Origin of the sequence: Acuticoccus sediminis (genome assembly GCF_003258595.1) — a bacterium.
Taxonomy (GTDB): domain Bacteria; phylum Pseudomonadota; class Alphaproteobacteria; order Rhizobiales; family Amorphaceae; genus Acuticoccus; species Acuticoccus sediminis.
This window is the reverse complement of the sequence record NZ_QHHQ01000004.1, coordinates 198,509-216,768: the sequence shown is the minus strand read 5'-3', so window position 1 is coordinate 216,768 and position 18,260 is coordinate 198,509. Positions and strand designations below refer to the sequence as shown.

General features: G+C 65.3%; 20 protein-coding genes and 2 tRNA genes. 4 read left to right on the top strand and 18 right to left on the bottom strand.

What is annotated here, in order from left to right; genetic code table 11:
- The first annotated feature begins 334 nt into the window (after positions 1 to 334).
- Entirely contained in the window at positions 335 to 760 is a 426-nt protein-coding gene (locus DLJ53_RS36690) for a type II toxin-antitoxin system PemK/MazF family toxin (RefSeq protein WP_111348198.1), read from the top strand.
- A 124-nt stretch (positions 761 to 884) separates the two neighbouring features.
- Here the strand turns inward: DLJ53_RS36690 and DLJ53_RS34780 are convergent, their stop codons facing one another.
- Entirely contained in the window at positions 885 to 1,232 is a 348-nt protein-coding gene (locus tag DLJ53_RS34780) for a hypothetical protein (protein WP_146620033.1), read from the bottom strand.
- A gap of 62 nt (positions 1,233 to 1,294) precedes the next feature.
- Positions 1,295 to 2,848 carry a terminase large subunit gene (locus tag DLJ53_RS19170; protein ID WP_162409389.1) on the bottom strand — a complete coding sequence of 518 codons (1,554 nt, stop codon included), beginning with the start codon at positions 2,846 to 2,848 and terminating at the stop codon, positions 1,295 to 1,297.
- 119 nt (positions 2,849 to 2,967) lie between these two features.
- Between DLJ53_RS19170 and DLJ53_RS19165 the strand changes: the two genes are divergently transcribed.
- Complete coding sequence (locus DLJ53_RS19165) at positions 2,968 to 3,255, top strand: hypothetical protein (protein ID WP_111348194.1); 288 nt, start codon at positions 2,968 to 2,970, stop codon at positions 3,253 to 3,255.
- On the opposite strand, the gene DLJ53_RS19160 is transcribed toward DLJ53_RS19165, so the two are convergent.
- The 8 genes from DLJ53_RS19160 to DLJ53_RS19120 form a co-directional block, all read right to left on the bottom strand.
- Entirely contained in the window at positions 3,252 to 3,659 is a 408-nt protein-coding gene (locus DLJ53_RS19160; RefSeq protein WP_111348192.1) for a phage terminase small subunit P27 family, read from the bottom strand. The genes DLJ53_RS19165 and DLJ53_RS19160 overlap by 4 nt on opposite strands.
- 412 nt (positions 3,660 to 4,071) lie before the next feature.
- A complete protein-coding gene (locus tag DLJ53_RS19150) occupies positions 4,072 to 4,644 on the bottom strand; it encodes a head-tail connector protein (protein ID WP_162409387.1) in 573 nt (190 codons plus the stop codon).
- Positions 4,645 to 4,773: 129 nt separating this feature from the next.
- The gene (locus DLJ53_RS19145) at positions 4,774 to 5,160 is read right to left on the bottom strand and encodes a hypothetical protein (RefSeq protein WP_111348187.1); all 387 of its coding nucleotides are present in this window, start codon (positions 5,158 to 5,160) and stop codon (positions 4,774 to 4,776) included.
- A 12-nt stretch (positions 5,161 to 5,172) separates the two neighbouring features.
- Complete coding sequence (locus tag DLJ53_RS19140) at positions 5,173 to 6,351, bottom strand: phage major capsid protein (protein WP_111348185.1); 1,179 nt, start codon at positions 6,349 to 6,351, stop codon at positions 5,173 to 5,175.
- Positions 6,352 to 6,354: 3 nt separating this feature from the next.
- Entirely contained in the window at positions 6,355 to 6,894 is a 540-nt protein-coding gene (locus DLJ53_RS19135; RefSeq protein ID WP_111348183.1) for an HK97 family phage prohead protease, read from the bottom strand.
- The gene (locus DLJ53_RS19130; RefSeq protein ID WP_280525516.1) at positions 6,884 to 8,095 is read right to left on the bottom strand and encodes a phage portal protein; all 1,212 of its coding nucleotides are present in this window, start codon (positions 8,093 to 8,095) and stop codon (positions 6,884 to 6,886) included. The genes DLJ53_RS19135 and DLJ53_RS19130 overlap by 11 nt, the downstream gene beginning before the upstream one ends.
- Positions 8,095 to 10,785, bottom strand: a complete 2,691-nt coding sequence (locus DLJ53_RS36115; protein WP_202913241.1) for a M15 family metallopeptidase — start codon at positions 10,783 to 10,785, stop codon at positions 8,095 to 8,097. Before DLJ53_RS36115 ends, DLJ53_RS19130 begins: the two co-directional genes overlap by 1 nt.
- Positions 10,778 to 11,134 (bottom strand): head-tail adaptor protein, encoded by a 357-nt coding sequence (locus DLJ53_RS19120; protein WP_162409383.1) that lies wholly within the window; start codon positions 11,132 to 11,134, stop codon positions 10,778 to 10,780. Before DLJ53_RS19120 ends, DLJ53_RS36115 begins: the two co-directional genes overlap by 8 nt.
- Before the next feature lie 231 nt (positions 11,135 to 11,365).
- Between DLJ53_RS19120 and DLJ53_RS19115 the strand changes: the two genes are divergently transcribed.
- Complete coding sequence (locus DLJ53_RS19115; RefSeq protein WP_111348177.1) at positions 11,366 to 11,794, top strand: hypothetical protein; 429 nt, start codon at positions 11,366 to 11,368, stop codon at positions 11,792 to 11,794.
- 532 nt (positions 11,795 to 12,326) lie between these two features.
- Here the strand turns inward: DLJ53_RS19115 and DLJ53_RS34775 are convergent.
- The 8 genes from DLJ53_RS34775 to DLJ53_RS19080 form a co-directional block, all read right to left on the bottom strand.
- Complete coding sequence (locus tag DLJ53_RS34775; RefSeq protein ID WP_146620031.1) at positions 12,327 to 12,596, bottom strand: hypothetical protein; 270 nt, start codon at positions 12,594 to 12,596, stop codon at positions 12,327 to 12,329.
- Positions 12,597 to 12,720: 124 nt separating this feature from the next.
- Positions 12,721 to 12,797, bottom strand: a tRNA-Arg gene (locus DLJ53_RS19110).
- A 58-nt stretch (positions 12,798 to 12,855) separates the two neighbouring features.
- Entirely contained in the window at positions 12,856 to 13,161 is a 306-nt protein-coding gene (locus tag DLJ53_RS19105; RefSeq protein ID WP_111348175.1) for an ETC complex I subunit, read from the bottom strand.
- Between the two features lie 37 nt (positions 13,162 to 13,198).
- Positions 13,199 to 13,275: transfer RNA gene (locus DLJ53_RS19100), tRNA-Pro, on the bottom strand.
- 60 nt (positions 13,276 to 13,335) lie between these two features.
- Positions 13,336 to 13,818, bottom strand: coding sequence for a DUF192 domain-containing protein (locus DLJ53_RS19095; protein WP_146620030.1), 483 nt, complete (start codon positions 13,816 to 13,818; stop codon positions 13,336 to 13,338).
- A gap of 13 nt (positions 13,819 to 13,831) precedes the next feature.
- On the bottom strand, positions 13,832 to 14,401 hold the full coding sequence (locus DLJ53_RS19090) for a cold-shock protein (RefSeq protein ID WP_280525519.1): 570 nt from the start codon (positions 14,399 to 14,401) through the stop codon (positions 13,832 to 13,834).
- A gap of 160 nt (positions 14,402 to 14,561) precedes the next feature.
- Complete coding sequence (locus DLJ53_RS19085; RefSeq protein ID WP_111348171.1) at positions 14,562 to 15,341, bottom strand: SIR2 family NAD-dependent protein deacylase; 780 nt, start codon at positions 15,339 to 15,341, stop codon at positions 14,562 to 14,564.
- Between the two features lie 117 nt (positions 15,342 to 15,458).
- A complete protein-coding gene (locus DLJ53_RS19080; protein ID WP_111349063.1) occupies positions 15,459 to 16,961 on the bottom strand; it encodes a YifB family Mg chelatase-like AAA ATPase in 1,503 nt (500 codons plus the stop codon).
- Positions 16,962 to 17,394: 433 nt separating this feature from the next.
- On the opposite strand from DLJ53_RS19080, the gene olsB reads away from it, so the two are divergent.
- Positions 17,395 to 18,231, top strand: coding sequence for a l-ornithine N(alpha)-acyltransferase (gene olsB, locus DLJ53_RS19075; protein WP_111348169.1), 837 nt, complete (start codon positions 17,395 to 17,397; stop codon positions 18,229 to 18,231).
- Positions 18,232 to 18,260: the final 29 nt, after the last annotated feature.

Sequence of the window (18,260 nt, the reverse complement as noted above, 5' to 3'; positions counted from 1 at the left end):
GCTAAGTACCTTCTATATTATGGCCCTTAAGGGCATCTAGCCCTCCCTTTTGGCCACTGCCCGGATCGTGCCGATTGAGGGTGAAACCAGCCCATCCCGGCCCCATCCGGCAGCGAAACCGCCCTCCAAAACCAAAAACGGCCTCAAAATCGACTGGTAGAAGGCCGGATCAACGCTGGGGGTCATTCAGGGCAGCGACCTTTACCAGTAGAACGCCGGGTGCCCGTGGCCGACCACCCCGGCGCAGTCGCGCTGTGCGCCGCCTAGGGGAGGCCTTCCGCTTCGCGATCGACAGCAAGAAAGAGTTTGGAGATATAGAAGTACCTTATCGCTTATGCCGCTCACATATTACCCAAGCCCTGGCGAGATCGTTTTATGCAACTACGATTCCGGTTTTGTCCCACCAGAAATGGTAAAGAAGCGACCGGTTGTTGTGGTGTCGCCGAGACTGCGCCGCCGAGCGGATCTTGTGGCCGTGGTGCCTTTAAGCACGACGCCGCCGGCAGGTTCGCCTGAGCTGCATCAGTGTGGCATCTGCTTGGCAGAGCCGCTTCCTAGGCCGTTCGAGAACCCAGTTATGTGGGCGAAGTGCGATATGGTTGCGACCGTAGCCCTCTCGCGGCTTGATCGCTTCCGGGAGCGAAATTCTGACGGCCGGCGGATCTACAGGACAGGCCGGGTCACCGAAGCCCATCTATTAGAAATCCGGAAAGGCATCCTCCACGGTCTTGGCCTCGGATCGTTGACGAAGCATTTTTGAGTACGTATATTCGGCACGTTCCCGCTCTGCTTCGGCATCGGGCTTGAAGACTGCCTCATGGGTGAGGCAGCGGGTCCCGCGTCGGCGATAACAAGCTTGCGGGACTGTCGTATTTGGGAAGGCCTCACCGATACGGTGAGGCCTTTTCGTTTAGACGCGCTGCGCGCTTAGCGATTTCATGAGTATCGTGCCTGCTTGAATTGAAGAGTTGCGTAGCATCCTTGCCGAGCTTAGCGAATAGGTTTGCGCGCCATCGCTCGACAGGATTGCGCATCCCGCATAAATCAACAATCTCTTCTGGAGCGGAACAAGACCACTCAATGCGACTAAAGCCAAGGAACTTTTCACGTTCGCCGCCGACCATTGGATCATCTATGGCGACAAATTCTGCCGGCGGTCCCGGAAGTGCTCCTGCACGCTCCTTCAGCCGTTCCCGGTATCGCTTCTGCCTCTCGGCATTCGAAAGTACCATGAAAGCCCTCGTTACGTAACGGAGCGATGCTAGTCCCGTTACGTAACGAGGGCAAGCGTAAGCTAGAGGAACAGGAACCCCTCGGGTCGATCCCTCTCGTATGGTGACGGCCCGGTCTCGTTGGCCAGGATCCGACCCACGGCCATCGCAGCGGCCACAGCCCCGTCGATCCGGCCACGGGTCCGCTTCGGGTCTTTGGTGAACTTCTCGTTCTCGGCCGGGTCCTTCTCCGCCACGACGTTCGCGAAGCACATCCTCAGCAACGGGTTGCCGGCGTGCCGGAAGTGACCGGAGAGGATGGCCCGCTTCAGCTCCTTCACGGGCGCCGCCATGGAGGCGAAGCCCTGGCCGAACTGAGCGACGGTAAAGCCTTCCTCCTGCAGCGCCGTCTGCACCGCGGTAGAGTTCCACCGATCGATAGCCACCTCCTGGACCCCGTACCGCTCGCCCAGCTCGACAACATGATCGACGATGGCGGTGTGGTCGACGACGTTGCCGGGCGTGAGGGTGAGGATGCCGTCGTCAGCCCACCGCACATAGTCGGCGCGGTCACGCTCTCCCTTCCGGGTGAGGTTATCGGCCGGCAGAAAGAACTGTGCGAGGACGTCGTAGCGGCGGCCCTCGTGATCCCCCTCGGCCGGGAACACGGCCACCACGGCTGTCAGATCCTCCACACTGGATAGGTCCACGCCCACCCAACAGGGACGCCCCATGAGGCTCTCGACGGGCGTCATATCCTCGGCGGCGTCGTACACCTCCAACGACAGCCACGGATCGGCCGCGCCTTCCTGCCACTGGTTGAGATGGAAGCGTTTGAACCCCGCCACGTCGGCCGGGAAGTGCTCGATGCGCCGCGCCTTGATGCGCAGCTCGTCGAGGGACAGGAACCCCGCTTCGATCGCTGGGTTCGCCTTCCGCCATGCCGCCTCTTCTGTCCAGTCGTCGTCAGGATCGGCCGCGAAGATGATCGGTGCGAACGTCGGGTCCTCGATCTCGCCGGACGCCACGCGGTGCGAGTAGGTCCAGAGGTCGTGCGCGAGGCCGCCCACGCCTTCACCGGCGGTGCTGATGACGATGGTCAGCGGTTCCTCGCGCTTCACCATCGAGTCGGTGATGGTGCCGAACAGCTTCTTCGCATCGGCTGGCGGCCACGCGTGCACCTCGTCGGCGAGGAAGAAGGACACGTTCATGCCGTGCTTCGAATAGGACTCCGTCGAGATGGCCTTCAGCACGCTCGCGGACTTCGGGTGGCGCAGCTCCTTACGGCTTTCGATTGGCTGCACCCGGCCCGACAAGGCCCGATCCTGCTTCACCATCTCCCAGGAGTGCTTGAAGGCGATACCCGCGTTCTCGCGGTCGGCCGCCGCCTGGATCACCTGTCCACCCGCTTCGGCCTCCGGTCCCATGAAGTGCGCGAGCGAGAGGGCTGACGCGAGGGTCGTCTTCGCATTGCCGCGAGGAATCCAGATGCACGCCCGGCGGACAAGGCGGCGGCCATGCTCGTCGGACGGTCCGTAGATCCGCCGAATGATCGCTTCCTGGAACGGGTGCAGCGTGAACGGCTGGCCCGCGAAGCGCCCTTCCCACAGCTTCAGTCGACGGACGAAGCGGCACATCCGTTCGGCGCGCCCGTCCGTGTCTGGATAACTCGAAGGAGCGGGGTCGAAAGATCGACAGAACGTTGCATCTGAATTGTAAATCACGTGGATTGCCCAATCCATCGGGAGGTGCCGGAATGGATGATGATAAGGCTGAGATGCTCTCGCAGCTTCTTATGCATGAATATGCTATCGAAATGATCCTCTCAATTCAGCTTGCGCATGTAGATGAGGCACGTGCTCAGGCCTTCCTGGATGAATTTCAGAGAAACATAAAAAGTATGCACGCGGTCGAGGGCCTAGAACCTTTCGAGGATGAAATACTTCGTATTACGGCGGGAGCCAGTGAGCTGGCGAAGATACTGTGCGAAAAGGTGGATGAGCGCGCCAAACAATTACGAAAATTCTCTCAGCGTGAGATCTAGGCGAGAAGGTCTGAGTCCCAGCCATCGCCGCCCCCCTCGGCTGGCTCGCCGCCCCGCTTCCGATGCGGCGTAAGCGACAGCTCGGCAGCGAGAAGGCGCTGTTCGCGCATCACGGACATCAGCATGTTGAACGCGGGGTGCTTGGCCTTCCCCTTCTCGCTGGTGAGGACGTGGCCCTCCTGGTCGAGGATGTCGTTGTAGATCCGGCACAGTGCGACAGATCGGCAGTAGCTTTCGAGCGTCGCGATCACCGCTTCGTCAAGATGACCGCGACCGTGTAGGATCGGCGCGACACGCTTCCACTCGGCCTTTCCGTGCTTGTCCAGAGACGACGGCGGCGACGGGATGGGACCAACGTTGGCATTGCCCTCGATGATCTTCAGGGCGGGTTTACGACCTCTCATTTGCGAAACCTTGTTTCACTCGGAATTGCGCGCGAGGGACCCCCACCGGTCCTGGGCCGCTCTCGGGAAAGCTCAGACCCACCCCCTCGCTTCTCTTCGGACTGCTTGGCGGACGAATGGCAGTGGCCGCACATCGCCTGCCAGTTGGATCGACGCCAGAAGAGCGACTGATCACCACGATGGGCCACGACGTGATCGACGACGGTGGCGGCGGCACCGCACCGGACACAGCGGGGATGCTCGGCGAGGAACGCGGCACGGGCCTTGTCCCACGTGCTGTCGTAGCCGCGGGCACGGGAGGACGGCCGGCGGGCCTCGGCGTTGGCGTTGCGCCGGGCGGTGCATTGGGGACACGACGGGCCGGTGAAGGGCGGATGGCCTGCGGGGCAGTGTCTCGGTGCGGCGTACGGCATCAGAAGGCCCACGCTCGATAGTCGGTGACGAGGTCGGCGTATCCGTGCGGCAACTCTTTGAGGAAGCCGAGCGTCGTGGTGCTCTCACGGTTCTCGAAGAGGTGGGCCACGTGGAGGAGGATCGCCGAGCGGAGCGGGAACGGGACGTTGTCGGGAATGTCGCCATAGCCGGCGGTGAAGGTGATGCTCACGGTACGCGGCCAAGGTGCACCGTCCACGCGCGTCAGGACGGCGGGGTGCGTGCTGCCGAGGTAGTCGACGACATAGCTCTCGGGGTCGATGGTCACCGTGTTGCGGGCGTCGTCGAGGTACGTGATCGCGTCGACGGACTGGTGTGGGCCGAGGGGCAGCACGATGGCAGCGGTCGAGGGGACGGGCATCGTGGTGCGCCACGTCTGAGTGATGAGGCAGCGACCAAGGAGACCATAGGCACCATCGAGGCGTGCGGTGGCCGTGGTGATCAGGTCGGTGATGTAGATGTCGTCATCGTCGTAGGCGACGCGCAGGTGCGCCTTTGCCTCGTCGAGCGTCACCGGTTGGGTGGCCGGCGGTGTGATCAGCATGAGCGACATACGCGCCTCCAGTGAATGAGTGCGGTCTTGCGCCGATTGACCCTGTTCCATTGCCCCACCAATAGGGATCAGCGCTTTCGTTGTTGGCCGGACCGCGGCAGCCTCAAAGGAGGTGGTGGGGCAAACCGGTTAGGTAACGGGTCGCTCGTGAGCGTTGCCCATCACGATGACAGCGCCAGCCGCGATCGACGTACCGCCATTCTTGGTCAGCACGGTGCGGATGTAGCGCTTGTTGCCGATGTAGCTCTGCTTGTAGACGCTCGACGCCTCCATCAGGACGGGGAGCGTCCCGACGAGGTCGGCGGCAGCCACGTCGGCGAAGTCGCCGGACGTGGTGGTGTCCGACTCCTGGATCTTCGCCGAGAAGTCGCCCGCAGAGACGATCGCGCCGGTGTTGATGACGACCGCCGCCGAGCCGAAGCCGAGAAGGTCGATCGCCGCCGAGGTGTTGGTGGCCGAGAGGACGGCAGGCGCCACGGCCTGCACAACCCCGATGTTATTGGCAATGTCACGCATGTTCGTTGCTCCTTACGAGGTCGCGCACTTGAGCTTGCGGAGGGCTTCGGCGAGGACCACGCCACCGCCGATACGGCGCCGCGCATGGAAGCGGACGAGGCCGCTCGTCGCCTGGGAGTAGGGGTCGCGCATGATCGACAGCTGGAGGCGGTCGTAGATGCGATAGGCGCGGGCAAAGTCGCCGAAGACGATGGGTTCAGCGGCGCTGCCGACGTCGTCCATGTCCGGCGCCTCGATCACCGGGCGGCCGAGGATCGTCTCGGGCTGTCCCGCCTGGTAGGAGGGCTGCCAGAGGAAGTTGTTCTGGCCGTCCTTGAGCTTGCGGATCGCGGCGAGCGTGTTGCCGTTCATCATCCACACGCCGCTGTTCCGGTAGAAGGCCGGCACCGCGTACATGAGATCGATGAGGGTGTCGGCGGGAGCCGAGCCGAGCGTCGAGGCGTTGCCGGTCGGGGTGAACTCGACGTTGGTGTCGGTCATGAACCCGGTGGGCTTCTTGAACCCGTCGCCGTTGACCAGCGCGACGCCTTCCAGTCGGCCGAATTCCTCGGCGAGGTCCATGGCCACCTCGCTCTCGACGTTGACCGCGGCGTCCTCGAGGAGACGAAGCGACACGTCGACGTAGGCCGCCATCTCGTGAACCGGGATCTCGACCTGACCGTAGGTGGATTCGGTGCCGGTACGGGTCTCGGTCTCGCCCACCCAGCGGGCGGTCGGACGGCCGGTGCGCTTCGGCAGGATCACCGAGCCGGAGGCGGTGGAGCCGACACGGGCGGCCTGCCGGACCGGGGACACCTCGACGATGCCCTTGATCACCTCAGCGACGAACTGGGCCGGAGCGAGGTAGCCGCCAGCAGTATCGTCGGCGACGCGCAGGGAGCGAACCTCGTCGGCCGGGAGGCCCTCGCGACCGTGGCGGAGGAAGCCGGTGAAGGCACGGCGCTCGATCGCATTGTCGTCGCGGCGCTCTTCGGTGCGGTTGCCGGGCCGCTGGGTCCGAAGGTCGATCGCGTCGAGGCGCTCGGTGATCCCGCGCAGCTCGGTGGTGATGCGCTCGTCGGTGGCAGAGCGGTGCTCTTCGACGGCGGTTCGCAGTTCGTCGACGGCGGCAACGGCGGTGTTCAGACCGTCGTCGTGGTCGTCCTCGTTGCGGGTCTCGATCGGCTCGGCCGACCGCGTCTCGTAGTCCATGATCTATCCTTTCAGGGACGCGGCGGCGCGGCGAACCGCCTGGACAAAAGCCGCAGTGCCGGCCGGCTGCCGGTCATGTCGGACACTCGTCACCCGCGCGTTGGACGCGGCCGGGAGGCTGACGAGGGAAATCTCAACGAGGTCGATATCGGTGAGGACGCGGCCCCCCTTGGCGCCGCGCTCGGACTTGCGGGCACGGAAGCCGATGGAGAGCCCATTGACCGCGCCGGCCTTGAGCAGAGCCAATGCCTCGGCACCAGCACGCGTCTCGGTGATGAGACGGCCAGTCACCTTGAGGCCGCGGCTGTCCTCGACTAGCTCGGTCCAGACTCCGATCGGCTGCGACGGATCATGGTTCCAGAACATAGGAGGACCGCCGGTCGCAGCGCGGGTCGACAAGGCTTTGCGGAAGGCGCCAGGGCGGATCGTGTCGCCGTAGCTGTCAGGCTCGCCGAAGATCGAGGCGTATCCGGTGAAGACGCCCTCGTCGTCGGATGCGAATCGCACCTCGTCGGCGCGGACGGTCAGGGTCTCACGTTGCATTGTCGGCATCCTCCCTCGGCGCAGTCGCGTCGGCCTGACCCGCCTGACGGATCAGCTCGTCGCCCCCTTCGATGGGCGGACGGTTGTCGAGGGCGCGGATCTCATTCGGGGTCAGCCACGCACCGCCGGTTGCCTGACGGTAGGCGTTGAAGCGGCCGGCGAGGTCGCCGCGGAGGAGGTCGTCGAAGATCGCCTCGATGAAGAAGGTGCGGCGCTCGTCGGGCGTGAGGAGAACGCGCTCCAGACTGGACTGCCACACCTCGGCCCAGGGCAGCAGCGAGGTCTGAACGAACTGCCTCATCAGCTCTTCGACGTTGCGCCAAGTGGCCCGGTCGAGATCGCCGACGAGGGTGCCGGGCACCTTGAAGGCCCGCGCAATCTCCTGGATGACGAAGCGTCGGAGTTCCATGAACTGGCTGTCGGTCGAAGAGAACTGGAGCGCCTCGAAGGCGAACCCGTCCTCCAGAATCATCGTCCGGCCGGAGTTCTCGCCGCCCGCGTGAGACGATTCGAAGCTCTCTCTGAGCCGTGCCACGGTCTCCGGCGACAGGCTCTTGGCTGTCTTGAGAATTCCGGAGGGGCGCGCACCGTTGGAGAAGAGCCGCGACTGATGCTCGGCCATGACGATGTCGAGGGCGATCGCTTCACGCGCCAAGTTCGTCAGGTTCAGCGGGCGGTCGATCGTGGAGCCGGGCGTGCCGATGCGCAGGATGTCGCGCCAACCGACGATGCGCTCGACGCCATCCTCACGGACCTTGAACCGGGGCTCGGTCCCGTCGAGGTCCACGACCACGTTGCGAGGGTCGAGACGGTGAAGCTCGACAGGCCGCCCGCCGATGCGAACGACGGCGGCGTATGCAACACCGTGTACCAGGGCGTCGACCATCATCGCCGTTCGGGTCTCGACACCACCAGCCCACGGCGCCCAATCACCAGCGAGAAGGGCCGCCGCCGGATGCGAGGTCTCTCGTTCGCGGGCACCGTCTGCGCCGCGCCGGTAGAGGTGGATCGGCACCGCACCGAGCGTCTCGGAGATGGCACGGACCGCGGCGAGCGTCGTCGGTGAGCGCAAGGCCGTCTCGGCCGTTACGGTGACACCAGAGGCCGTTGGCCGCGCTCCGAAGAGAGCGAACAGCTCTGGAGAGGGATAGGCGAGGCTACGGGCCTCAAGGCCGAGACGGCGACGGAGGGTGGAGAACATCAGTCGGGCACTCCCCATCCGCGGAGCGTGCGCGTCTTGCGCGTCTCCTTATCGTGGCTGCGCGCATCGGCAATGCTGGGAACGCTGCGGGCCACGCGGTCCGATGCCTTCCGGCTCTCAGCCCGTGCGATGGGGCTCGCCACCGACTCCACGAAGGTCTCCAGGCCGCCGTCCTTCGTGACGGTGCCGGCGATGATCACCTTTTCGATGACCCTCTCGCGGGTCCCAGAGGCGGCGGACCCGCCGGCCATCGACGGCGTCATCATTCGGTCCATCATCGACTTGGTGCGGTTCGCGTCGAGGATCGTCCCGTTGGCGCCGGGGACGAACAGTTCCTTGCCCTGCTCGCCGACCATGTACGGCTGACCAGCGCGCACGGGGCCACCAGACGCGCGGCCCAACAGCCCACCAAGAAGGCCACCGCCGAACAGGTTGCTGAGCGGCCCCTGACCGAACAGGGCGCCTTGCAGCACCATGTTGGCGATCTGCTTCGCGAGCTGCTTGAACTTCTCCCCGGCATCCTCGGCGCCGTCACCGAGCGACAGGAGCGTGTCGAGGATCGGTTGCCCGATGGCCTGCGCGGCCGCCCCAACGTCCTGCTGCGCCTGCTCCAGCTTCTGTTGCGCCGCCGCCGCTTGATCGGTCGCGTCGCGAAGTTCGAAGAGCTGCGAGACGAGCGCGCGGATCTTCTCTTCCTGCTGAGCGTCGACCTCGATGCCGGCCGCTTTGAGCTGGTTCAGCTTCTCTCGGACCAGCGCCTCTTCGTCGAGGGCGTTGTTGATCTGCTCTTGGCTGAAGCCAGCGGCCTGAAGTTCCGCACGCTGGTTCTCAATCTCCAGCTCGCGGGCCAGTTCCTCGTTGACCCGCTGGAGCGCTTCGGCTTGGCGCATGGCATCTTCGGCGACCTTCGCACGATCGGTCTCCGCGGACTGAGCGGCCCGTTGCAGCTCACGCTCGGTCCCAGATCCCGGCGCCTCGAAGTGCATGGCGTCTTTTCGGGACTGCCAGTTTCCGCCCCACGAAAGGCCGTGCTTCCTCGCCAGCTCCGCAACGTTCACGGGCAGGTCCGTGACGAGCCTGTCACCCATCGGGTTCTGAGCCGGATTGATGTCGATCGCGTTGCCGAACGCGTGGTTGGAGAGCGTGTTCGTGCCGGCGATGTTGCGGTTGTTGTACCCGCCGAGCGAGGTGATGACGTAACCCTGCGCCTCAAGGTCGTCGATCAGGCCCTGAAAGTTGGTCGCATGCTCGGCGTTCACCATCGCCGATCGACCGCTCGCCGTGTTGATCCTCACGAGGCGCTGACCATGCGCGCCCATGGTCCCCGCGACCGGTTGCGGCAGTCCCGTGGTCGGGTGGTTGCCTGACAGCGTCGGACCCTGGTCCACCACGATGGGATCGAGGCGGATCGTCCCCAACGCCTGCCTTAGCCTTTCAAGTTCCTGTCGCAGAGCCTCGACGTCCGCGCGCGCCTCATCCGCCTTCAGCTTGTCGCCCAGGCTATCGAAGTGCTGTACCTGGGCTTGAGCCCGCCCAAGAAGCTGCTCGGCCTTGGCGATCTCGTCGTTCTGATCGGCGAACTCGTCGGTCGTCCGCTCGACCGTGTCGAGATATTCCTGCGGAATGCCGAGGTCGATATCACGGCCGAACCGAGCCGCTGCGGCGGCATCCCGACCGCGTTGCAGCTCACGTTCCGCCTCGGCGCGCTGGTAGAGATTGCCCTCGATCTCACGCAGCCGTCCGGCGGGGGTCGTCTGACCGACCGTCTCGGCGAACCTGTTGGCAGCGTCGACAACCTGACCGATCTCCGTACCCAGGTCTGCGATCAGCCCACCGAGGGCGGTGATGCCCGATTTCAACTTGCCGGAGATGATCCGGACCAGTTCCTCGAACTTCGCGTTGACCTCGGCGGCACGGGCGGCGACGTCGTCCGAGAGCACCACGCCAAGGTCGCGAGCCCGCTGGATATTCTCCCGAAGCTTCCCCTCGCCGGCATCGAGGAGCTGGACGAACTGCTCGCCGCCGGTCCCGCCGAAGACCTCATCCGCGATGCGGATCTGCGCCGCTTTGTCGAACTTCTCAAGGCGCCCGATGATCTCCAGGAGAAGGTCTTGCGGGTCTTTCAGCTTGCGCTTCAGTTCCTCCGCGCCGTACCCGAGGCGGGTGAAGGCTTCCGCCGCAGAGCCCTTGCCGGTGACAGCGAACTCGTCCGCGCGAAGCTGAAGCTCCTTGATGCCATCCGTCAACGCATCGATGCTGACGCGCTCCCGGTCGAAGGCGAAGTCTAATTCCTGAAAGGCCGCGAACGAGAGGCCAGCTCGCTTCGCCTCGGCTGCCATGTCCGCGATCGACTTCGTCACGCTAGTGATCGCTGCCGCAGCACCGCCGATGCCCGCCCCGCCCAGAAGGCCTGCGAGGCCCGCCGTAGGGGCGATCGAGCCGAGAAGGTTCCGCGCACCGCCGAAGCCATTGCGCAGGGCCGCGATCTTTTTGGAGACGCCAGCCGTGGCGGCGCTGAATTCCTTTTCCATGGTGTTGGCAGCGCGCTTGGACGCACGTTCCACACCCTTCATGCTGCCAGTGACGTTGCCGCCCATCTTGTTGACGCGCCTCTCGACGCCCTTGAGCGAGCGTTCGAACTCGGCCACGCGGGCCTCGATGAGGACGGCGAGGCGCTCGTCGTCAGCCATCGGCGCCTCCGTTCTCACAGGTGAGCGTGATCCAGCGGCGGCGCGGATCAGCCTCAATTGACTTGATGTTGAAGGTATCGCCGGAACGGACGTTGACGGCTCGATCGGCCGTGGTCAGCCGATCTGCTCCTCCGACGAGGCCCGGCTGCCAGCGGATCGTGATCGTCACAGGGGTGAGGCCAGTCAGCTTCCCGGCCAAAACTTCCTCGGAGCCGCGGACGGGTTCGATGGCCGCGGGGAGGCCTTCGGCAAACGCTCCCCATCCGGCCGTGGTGTTGCCGTAGCCGTCGTCAAATTCGACGCGTCGATCGAAGCGAATCTGTTCGCGAAGACTTCCAGCAGCCGGCAATGCAAACCTCGTGGGTTCCAACTGATATATTAATACTCTAGAATAGCGGGCGTTGCAATTAGCGCGTGCGGCGATCCCACAGAGAAGGGGCTAACGGGTTGGAGATTATTTCCGTGAGCCGGGCCAAGCCGCTCAACAGGGCGCGGTGCATCTGCTCCAGCGAGACTGGCGCGTAATCGAATGCTCGCGCGCACCGGATGGACCGCACCGCCGAAGGAGAAGTCTCGGCGCTTGAACGACCGCGGTCGGCGCATCATGGCCGAGGCCGTCGTCGACATCATGAAGGAGGCGATGCGGGCGGGCGCCCCGTCCAAGTTCGCCCTGGAGGCGCCGATCCGTTACGCCATCCGGTCCAAGCTGTGCCTTCAGGGCAAGAGCTGGGACGTGGCCGACACCATTGCCAAGGACGTCGTGAGCCGCGCCCTGGCGATGATCGGCGCAGTTCGTCCAACGTGGCTGGAGGGGCAACCCGACTATGTACAGCTAGGGGCCGGTGCGCAGATCAAGCGGTCCCGGTGCGTGAGGTGCCATAAGCCGCTGCCGGGCGAGCACACCAAGTTCTGCGGGACGTTGTGTGCCAACGCCCATCACATGCGTCTGGCTCGCCTCCACCAGTTCAACGACCAACGCGCCTATGACACAGCCGCTCGACTTCCGTGACTTCTGTCCGTGGTGCGGTGGTGAGATCGACCGGACCCGGCGGCACTCGATAAAGCGAGTCTATTGCTCGCGGCGGTGCCAGATCGAGTACCTGCACCAGATCGAGAAGGACGCGCGACTGGAGGCGAAGGCGCACCGGCCGCCGTGCGAGCGGTGCGGCGCCCCGGTACCAGTACATATGGATGCACGCGCTCGGTTCTGTTCGCACGCTTGTCAGAACGCGGGCGGAATGGATCACCGGTGCGAGAACTGCGGGGCGGCCTTCAAGGGTAGCGCGAGGCGGAAATACTGCTCCCAGCGGTGCGCCGCCTTGGCAAGGGAGCGCGCCAGGGCGGCCAAGGCGAACTAGAGGGAATTCCGTTCTCGCCGGAATACGCCCCACGAGTGCATTTGGAGGTGGTTCTAGCCCACTTCCATGTCGCACGCGCGCGCGAACATCTGCGGCAGTGGCGGGCACGGAAGCGGGCCGCACCCGCCAGAATATCCGTCCTACTCTGGACCGGTACTCACGGTAACGACTAGCGCCAGTGCGTCAGAGGATCTCGTCGTTAGCTGCGTACCACTCAGCTGGTTTCGCTCTGAGGTGGTTGACCACAACTCCGGTGAGCACCCGCATAATGTCCGTCAGATCTTCCTGGATCTGTTCAGGTGTTAAGGGCTCGGCACCAGCCTTCCGATCTTCGTCAGTGATCGGATCGAGGCTGTACCTCAGACCGCCAGCTGTAGCGTTGATTCGCGCTAGCTCATGCAAAATGTCTTTCAGTGCCTGCCCCTCAAAGGGGCGGTTTTCGCTTTCTGTCATGTCGCATCCATGTCGCATGGAGCCGCCGGGCCTATCAAGAAACCCCAGGAAACCTGCGGAACTCAGTTGCAACATGATGCAACATGAAACCGGCGGGGTTCGGCGACTAAGTCATTGAAAACATTGGCGACCCCGGTAGGATTCGAACCTACGACCTACGGATTAGAAGTCCGTTGCTCTATCCAGCTGAGCTACGGGGCCGGGGAGTGCGCGACGGTCGACCGGCGAGGAGCAGCGCGTGACCGTCAGCGCGTGACGGTCAGTGAGTCCAGGGTGCGGACCGGTCGGTGCGGAAGTTGTCCGAGTAGGCCATCTTCCGGGCCTCGTGCTGCTTCTCGTCCTCGACCCAGAAGTCGAGACCGTGACGCTCGGCGTAGGCGATGGCGGCCTCGCGGGTCGGGAAGTCCAGACGGACCTGACGGCGGGTGTCGGTGCCGGAGGTCCAGCCCATCAGCGGCTCGATCTCGGGCTCGCCGAGCCCCTCCAGCTCGATTCTCCACGTCTTGGTGCCACGGGTGCCGGACTGCATGGCATTCCGGGCCGGTTTGAAGATACGTGCGCGCATACGCTCCTCGGTCGGCCCTACGGCCGGCTCAAACGATTGGTCGGGGCAGCAAGATTCGAACTTACGACCCCCGGTTCCCAAAACCGGTGCTCTACCAGGCTGAGCTATGCCCCGACTTGTTTCGTCCTACCGAACATCGCGCCCTTGGGCAACGGAAACGCGGCGCGGCAGGTTCTACCGAGCGATGCGGCGGTGGATGAGCTTGTCGCCGGGCTCGAGGCCGATCTCGTCCGCCACGCCCGCGTTGACCTCCAGCACGTACTGAGTCGGACCGTCGGAGGGAATGGAGGCGGTGGAGAAGGGGGTCGTGTCCTTGGCGATGGAGACCACGGTCCCGTTGGCATCGGCGTAGATGATGTCGAGCGGGAGGATGGTGTTCTTCATCCAGAACGCGCGTTCGCTCTCGTCCGCGAAGATGAAGAGCATCCCCGCGTCCTGGTCCATCGCCTCGCGGTACATGAGCCCGCGGGAGCGCTCGACCGGGTCGTCGGCGATTTCGATGGTGAAGCGGTGGGGGCCCGACGCGGTTTCGGCGACGAGCACGTTGGCCGGCAGCGTATCGGCCGCGACGGAGGGCGACGCGGTGACCGTCTCGGCCACGACCGGCGCCGCCGAGACGGCGCCGAGCGCGAGGGCCAGCAGGAGCGCGGCCCGCATGGGCGTGCGCACCTTAGTGCGACTGCGGAACGTTGTGACCGCTTTCCGGCAGGATCTCCGCCGCCATCAGACCCTTCGGCCCGTTGCCGAAGCGGACCTTGACGACCTGGTTCGGCCGGAGCTCTGTCACGCCGAAACGACGCAGCGTCTCCATATGGACGAAGATGTCGGGCGTTCCGTCGCCGCGAGTCAGGAAGCCGTAGCCCTTGGAGCGGTTGAACCACTTCACCCGCGCCAGCTCCGCCGGACCTTCAGGGGAGACCTGAATGTTCGTGCGGGAGGGCGGAAGCTGTGACGGATGAGCCGCCTGCGACTCGTCCATCGAGAGAATCCGGAAGGCCTGGAGACCTTTGGACCCGGAGACCACTTCGCACACAACACGAGCGCCTTCGTAAGCACTCTGGTAACCATCTCGGCGTAAGCAGGTCACATGGAGGAGGATGTCCGCCCCACCGTCATCCGGGACGATGAAGCCGTAACCCTTGCCAACGTCGAACCACTTGATACTGCCGGAGACTTCGGTCAGGTCATTGAGACCATCGAACGGCTGCTCACCGCGGTCCTCGACAGAGTATTGATCGATAAATCGCACCAGCTTGTTGTCGCTCACCACTATACCCGTCGCTTACCTACTGCCGTCAGCACTCTGCGCATCCGTGAATCCGACGTTACCATTCATTCACCGATTAGGCGACAGGTTTTCGCATTGTTATGAATTCCTGTTGCGCCTAAGACACACGATTTTAAGCAAATTTCATCTGTTTCAGTGGTCCGAACGTTTCCGCCAGCGGCGTTCGCACGACGAGATCGGCGATATCGTCCTGATCCGTCGGCTCGCGTGAGCAGATAATCAGCCGCGCTCCGGCCTCTTTCGCCATCATCGGAAGCGCCGCCGCGGGGTAGACCACCAGCGACGTTCCGGTCGCCACGAACAGATCCGCCATCACCGACTCCTTCATCGCGCGTTCAAGCTCGTCCTCGGGCATCGGCTGCCCGAACGAGATGATCGCCGCCTTGAGAAGCCCACCGCAGGCGGTGCAGCGTGGCGACATGCCCGTTTTCGCAATCTGATCTTGCGCAAAGCTGATTTCGTGGCGCGTGCCACATTCCAGACATGTTGCATGGTCGCCGGCGCCGTGGAGCTCGACCAGCTTCTCCGGCGGAACGCCCGAGCGGGTGTGCAGCCCGTCGATGTTCTGGGTGACGACGAGGGAGACGGGTCCGTTCCGGGCGAGGTGGGCCACCGCCTCGTGCGCGCCGTTGGGGCGGGCGGCGGCGAAGCGCTCGGCCATGTCGAACCGGCGCCGCCAGTCCTCGAGCCGCGCCTCCTCCGAGGCGAGGAAGTCGTCGAAGAGGATCGGCTCCATCCGCGACCAGATCCCGCCGGCGGAGCGGAAGTCGGGAATGCCGGACTCGGTCGAGATCCCGGCACCGGTGAAGACGACGGCGCGGCTGGACTCGGCGAACGCCTCTTCCAGAGCGTGTTGCGCTTTTTCAGCGCGATCGAAAATCGCATGGACCATGAGGCGAACGTGCCTCCGCGCGCGGGGGGATGACAAGGGACATGACACGCATGACGCGCATGTGCCAGGCGCCGGAGGTTGCGCCGGAGGTTGCGAGCCTGCAACCGGCCAGACGGATCAGGACAGCGCATGACGGTAGGCGAGGGCTTCGGCGGCGTGGACGCGCCGCACGTTGGGGCTCGCGGCGAGGTCGGCGATGGTGCGCGCGACCTTCAGCGTGCGGTGGTAGGCCCGCGCGGTGAGGCGGCGCTCGGACAGCGCCCGGTCGATCAGCTCCTGCGCGTCGCCGTCGACCTCGGCGGCGGCCTCTATGCCCGGACCGCTGCACTCGGCGTTGATCTCGACCGGCTCGTCCCGGAAGCGGTGCGCCTGGCGGGCCCGCGCGGCGAGGACACGGTCCGCCACCGCCTGCGACCGCTCGCCGGGCGGGGCGCGAAGGTCCGTCAGCGACACCGAGGAGAGGCGGATGGTGAGGTCGAACCGGTCGAGGAGCGGGCCGGAGATGCGCCCCTGGTAGTCGTCCGCGCAGGCCTTACCGCGCTTGCAGGTGTGCCCCGGCTCTGACGCGTGGCCGCAGCGGCAGGGGTTCATCGCGGCGAGGAGCTGGAAACGTGCCGGGTAGCTGACGCGGGCGTTGGCCCGGGCGATGTTGGCACGCCGCGTCTCCAGCGGCTCGCGCAGGGCGTCGAGGACGTTGGGCGCGAACTCCGGCAGCTCGTCCAGGAAGAGGACGCCGCCGTGGCACAGCGAGATCTCGCCCGGCCGCCCCTTGGGGCCGCCGCCGATGAGCGCGGCCATCGACGCCGAGTGGTGCGGCGCGCGATAGGGCGGGGCGAGCTCGAGCCGCCCGCCGGCGAGATCGCCCGCGACGGAGCGGATCATCGCGCTCTCGAGGAGGGTTTCCGGCGCCATGGGCGGCAGGATCGAGGGCATCCGCTCCGCCAGCATCGACTTTCCGGAGCCGGGGGGGCCGACCATGAGGAGGTTGTGCCCGCCGGCTGCGGCGATCTCCAGCGCGCGCTTTGCGCTCTCCTGGCCCTTCACCTCGGCGAGGTCGGCGACGAACGGGTCGGTGCGTCGCATCTCCGGGGCGGGGCGGGAGAGGGCCTGCCGGCCCGCGACGTGGTTGAGGAAGGCGGCGAGGCTGGCGGGCGCGGTGATCGGCATGTCGGCCGACGCCCAAGCCGCCTCGCACCCGTCGGCGGCGGGGCAGATGAGGCTCTTTCCCAGCCCGTTGGCGCTGACGGCGGCGGGAAGGACGCCCGCGACGCCGACGATCCGCCCGTCGAGACCCAGTTCGCCGAGGATGACGCAGTCGTCCACCGCCTCCTGCGGCAACACGCCGAGTGCGACCATCAGCGCCAGGGCGATCGGCAGGTCGTAGTGGCTGCCGGCCTTCGGCAGGTCCGCCGGGGCGAGGTTGACCGTGATCCGCCGGGGCGGCAGCGACAGGCCGGACGAGGCGAGCGCCGCCCGCACGCGCTCCCGGCTCTCGGCCACGGCCTTGTCCCCCAGCCCGACGATCATGAAGCCGACGGAGCCGGAGACGACCTGCACCTCCACGTCCACCGGCACGGCGTCGATCCCGCGGAAGGCGATGGTTGTGACACGGCTCTGCACGATTGCGGACAATCCGAAATATCAATCTCAGATAGCATGATCCAAGGGCATTCTGCAATCCAGGGGTGATTTTCGCCGCGTGTGCGGTCGTGCCATTTCATTTGCGCGTTGAATCTGCGTGAATGCGACAACACGTTTGTCACAAGGCGACCGCCACACGGCCCGGTGCCGTTGCGTCGGCTGATGGCTACCAATAACGTCATCTCAGTCCGCCGCCGGTCATGACCGCGGCGAACGGGGAGGGAACCTAAGTCGATGAATGACGCTCAGCGTCCGCTGAGGAACGGGTGACGTGACACTCGAACCTTACCAAGACCGTCGCCGCCGCAGGGTTGCCAGGCTGAAATCCCTGCCGCCCGTGGTCCGTCGCTTCGTCCCTCAGGGCCGCATCGTCTATCCGGCAACGACGGGTGGAAAACCACGACTTCCCGGAATGCGCATCGCTCCCCTCGACCGCTCGACACCGACCTTCGGGCAGCTCGGCACCCTCGAAGTGCGCCTCGCGCGGACGATGGGCGAGGTCCGCCGCGCCCAGCAGGTGCGCTACGAAGTCTTCTACGAGGAGATGGCCGCGCAGGCCGATCCCTTCACCATGGCCACCCGGCGGGACCGGGACCAGTTCGACTCCCTGTGCGATCACCTTCTGGTGCTCGACCACAACGTCGCCACGCGACGCTTCCGCAAGGCCAAGCCCCGCATCGTCGGCACCTACCGCCTGCTGCGGCAGGAGATCGCCGAGCACAACGGCGGCTTCTACTCCAAGTCCGAGTTCAACCTCGCGCCGATGCTGGAGCGTCACCCGGGGCTCAACTTCCTGGAGCTCGGCCGCTCCTGCGTGCTGAAGCCCTACCGGGACAAGCGCACCGTCGAGCTCCTGTGGCACGGCGCCTGGTCCTACACCCTGCGCCACAACGTCGACGTCCTGTTCGGCTGCGCCTCGCTCTCCGGCACCAACCCGGACGAGCTGAAGGTGGCGCTCTCCTACCTCTACCACCACCATCTCGCGCCGGAGGAGTGGCGGGTCCGCGCCCTCGAGGCGCGCCATGTCGACATGAACCGCCTGCCGGTGGAAGAGATCGACATGAAGACGGCGCTGCGGGCGCTGCCGCCGCTCATCAAGGGCTATCTTCGCCTCGGCGCCTACGTGGCGGACGGCGCCGTCGTCGACCACCAGTTCGGCACCACGGACGTGATGATCGTCCTCCCGGTCTCCGGCATCTCTCACCGCTACATCAACTATTACGGCGCCAACGCCACGCGCCATGCGTGAGCGGGCGGCGTGTCCGGGCCGGGACACGC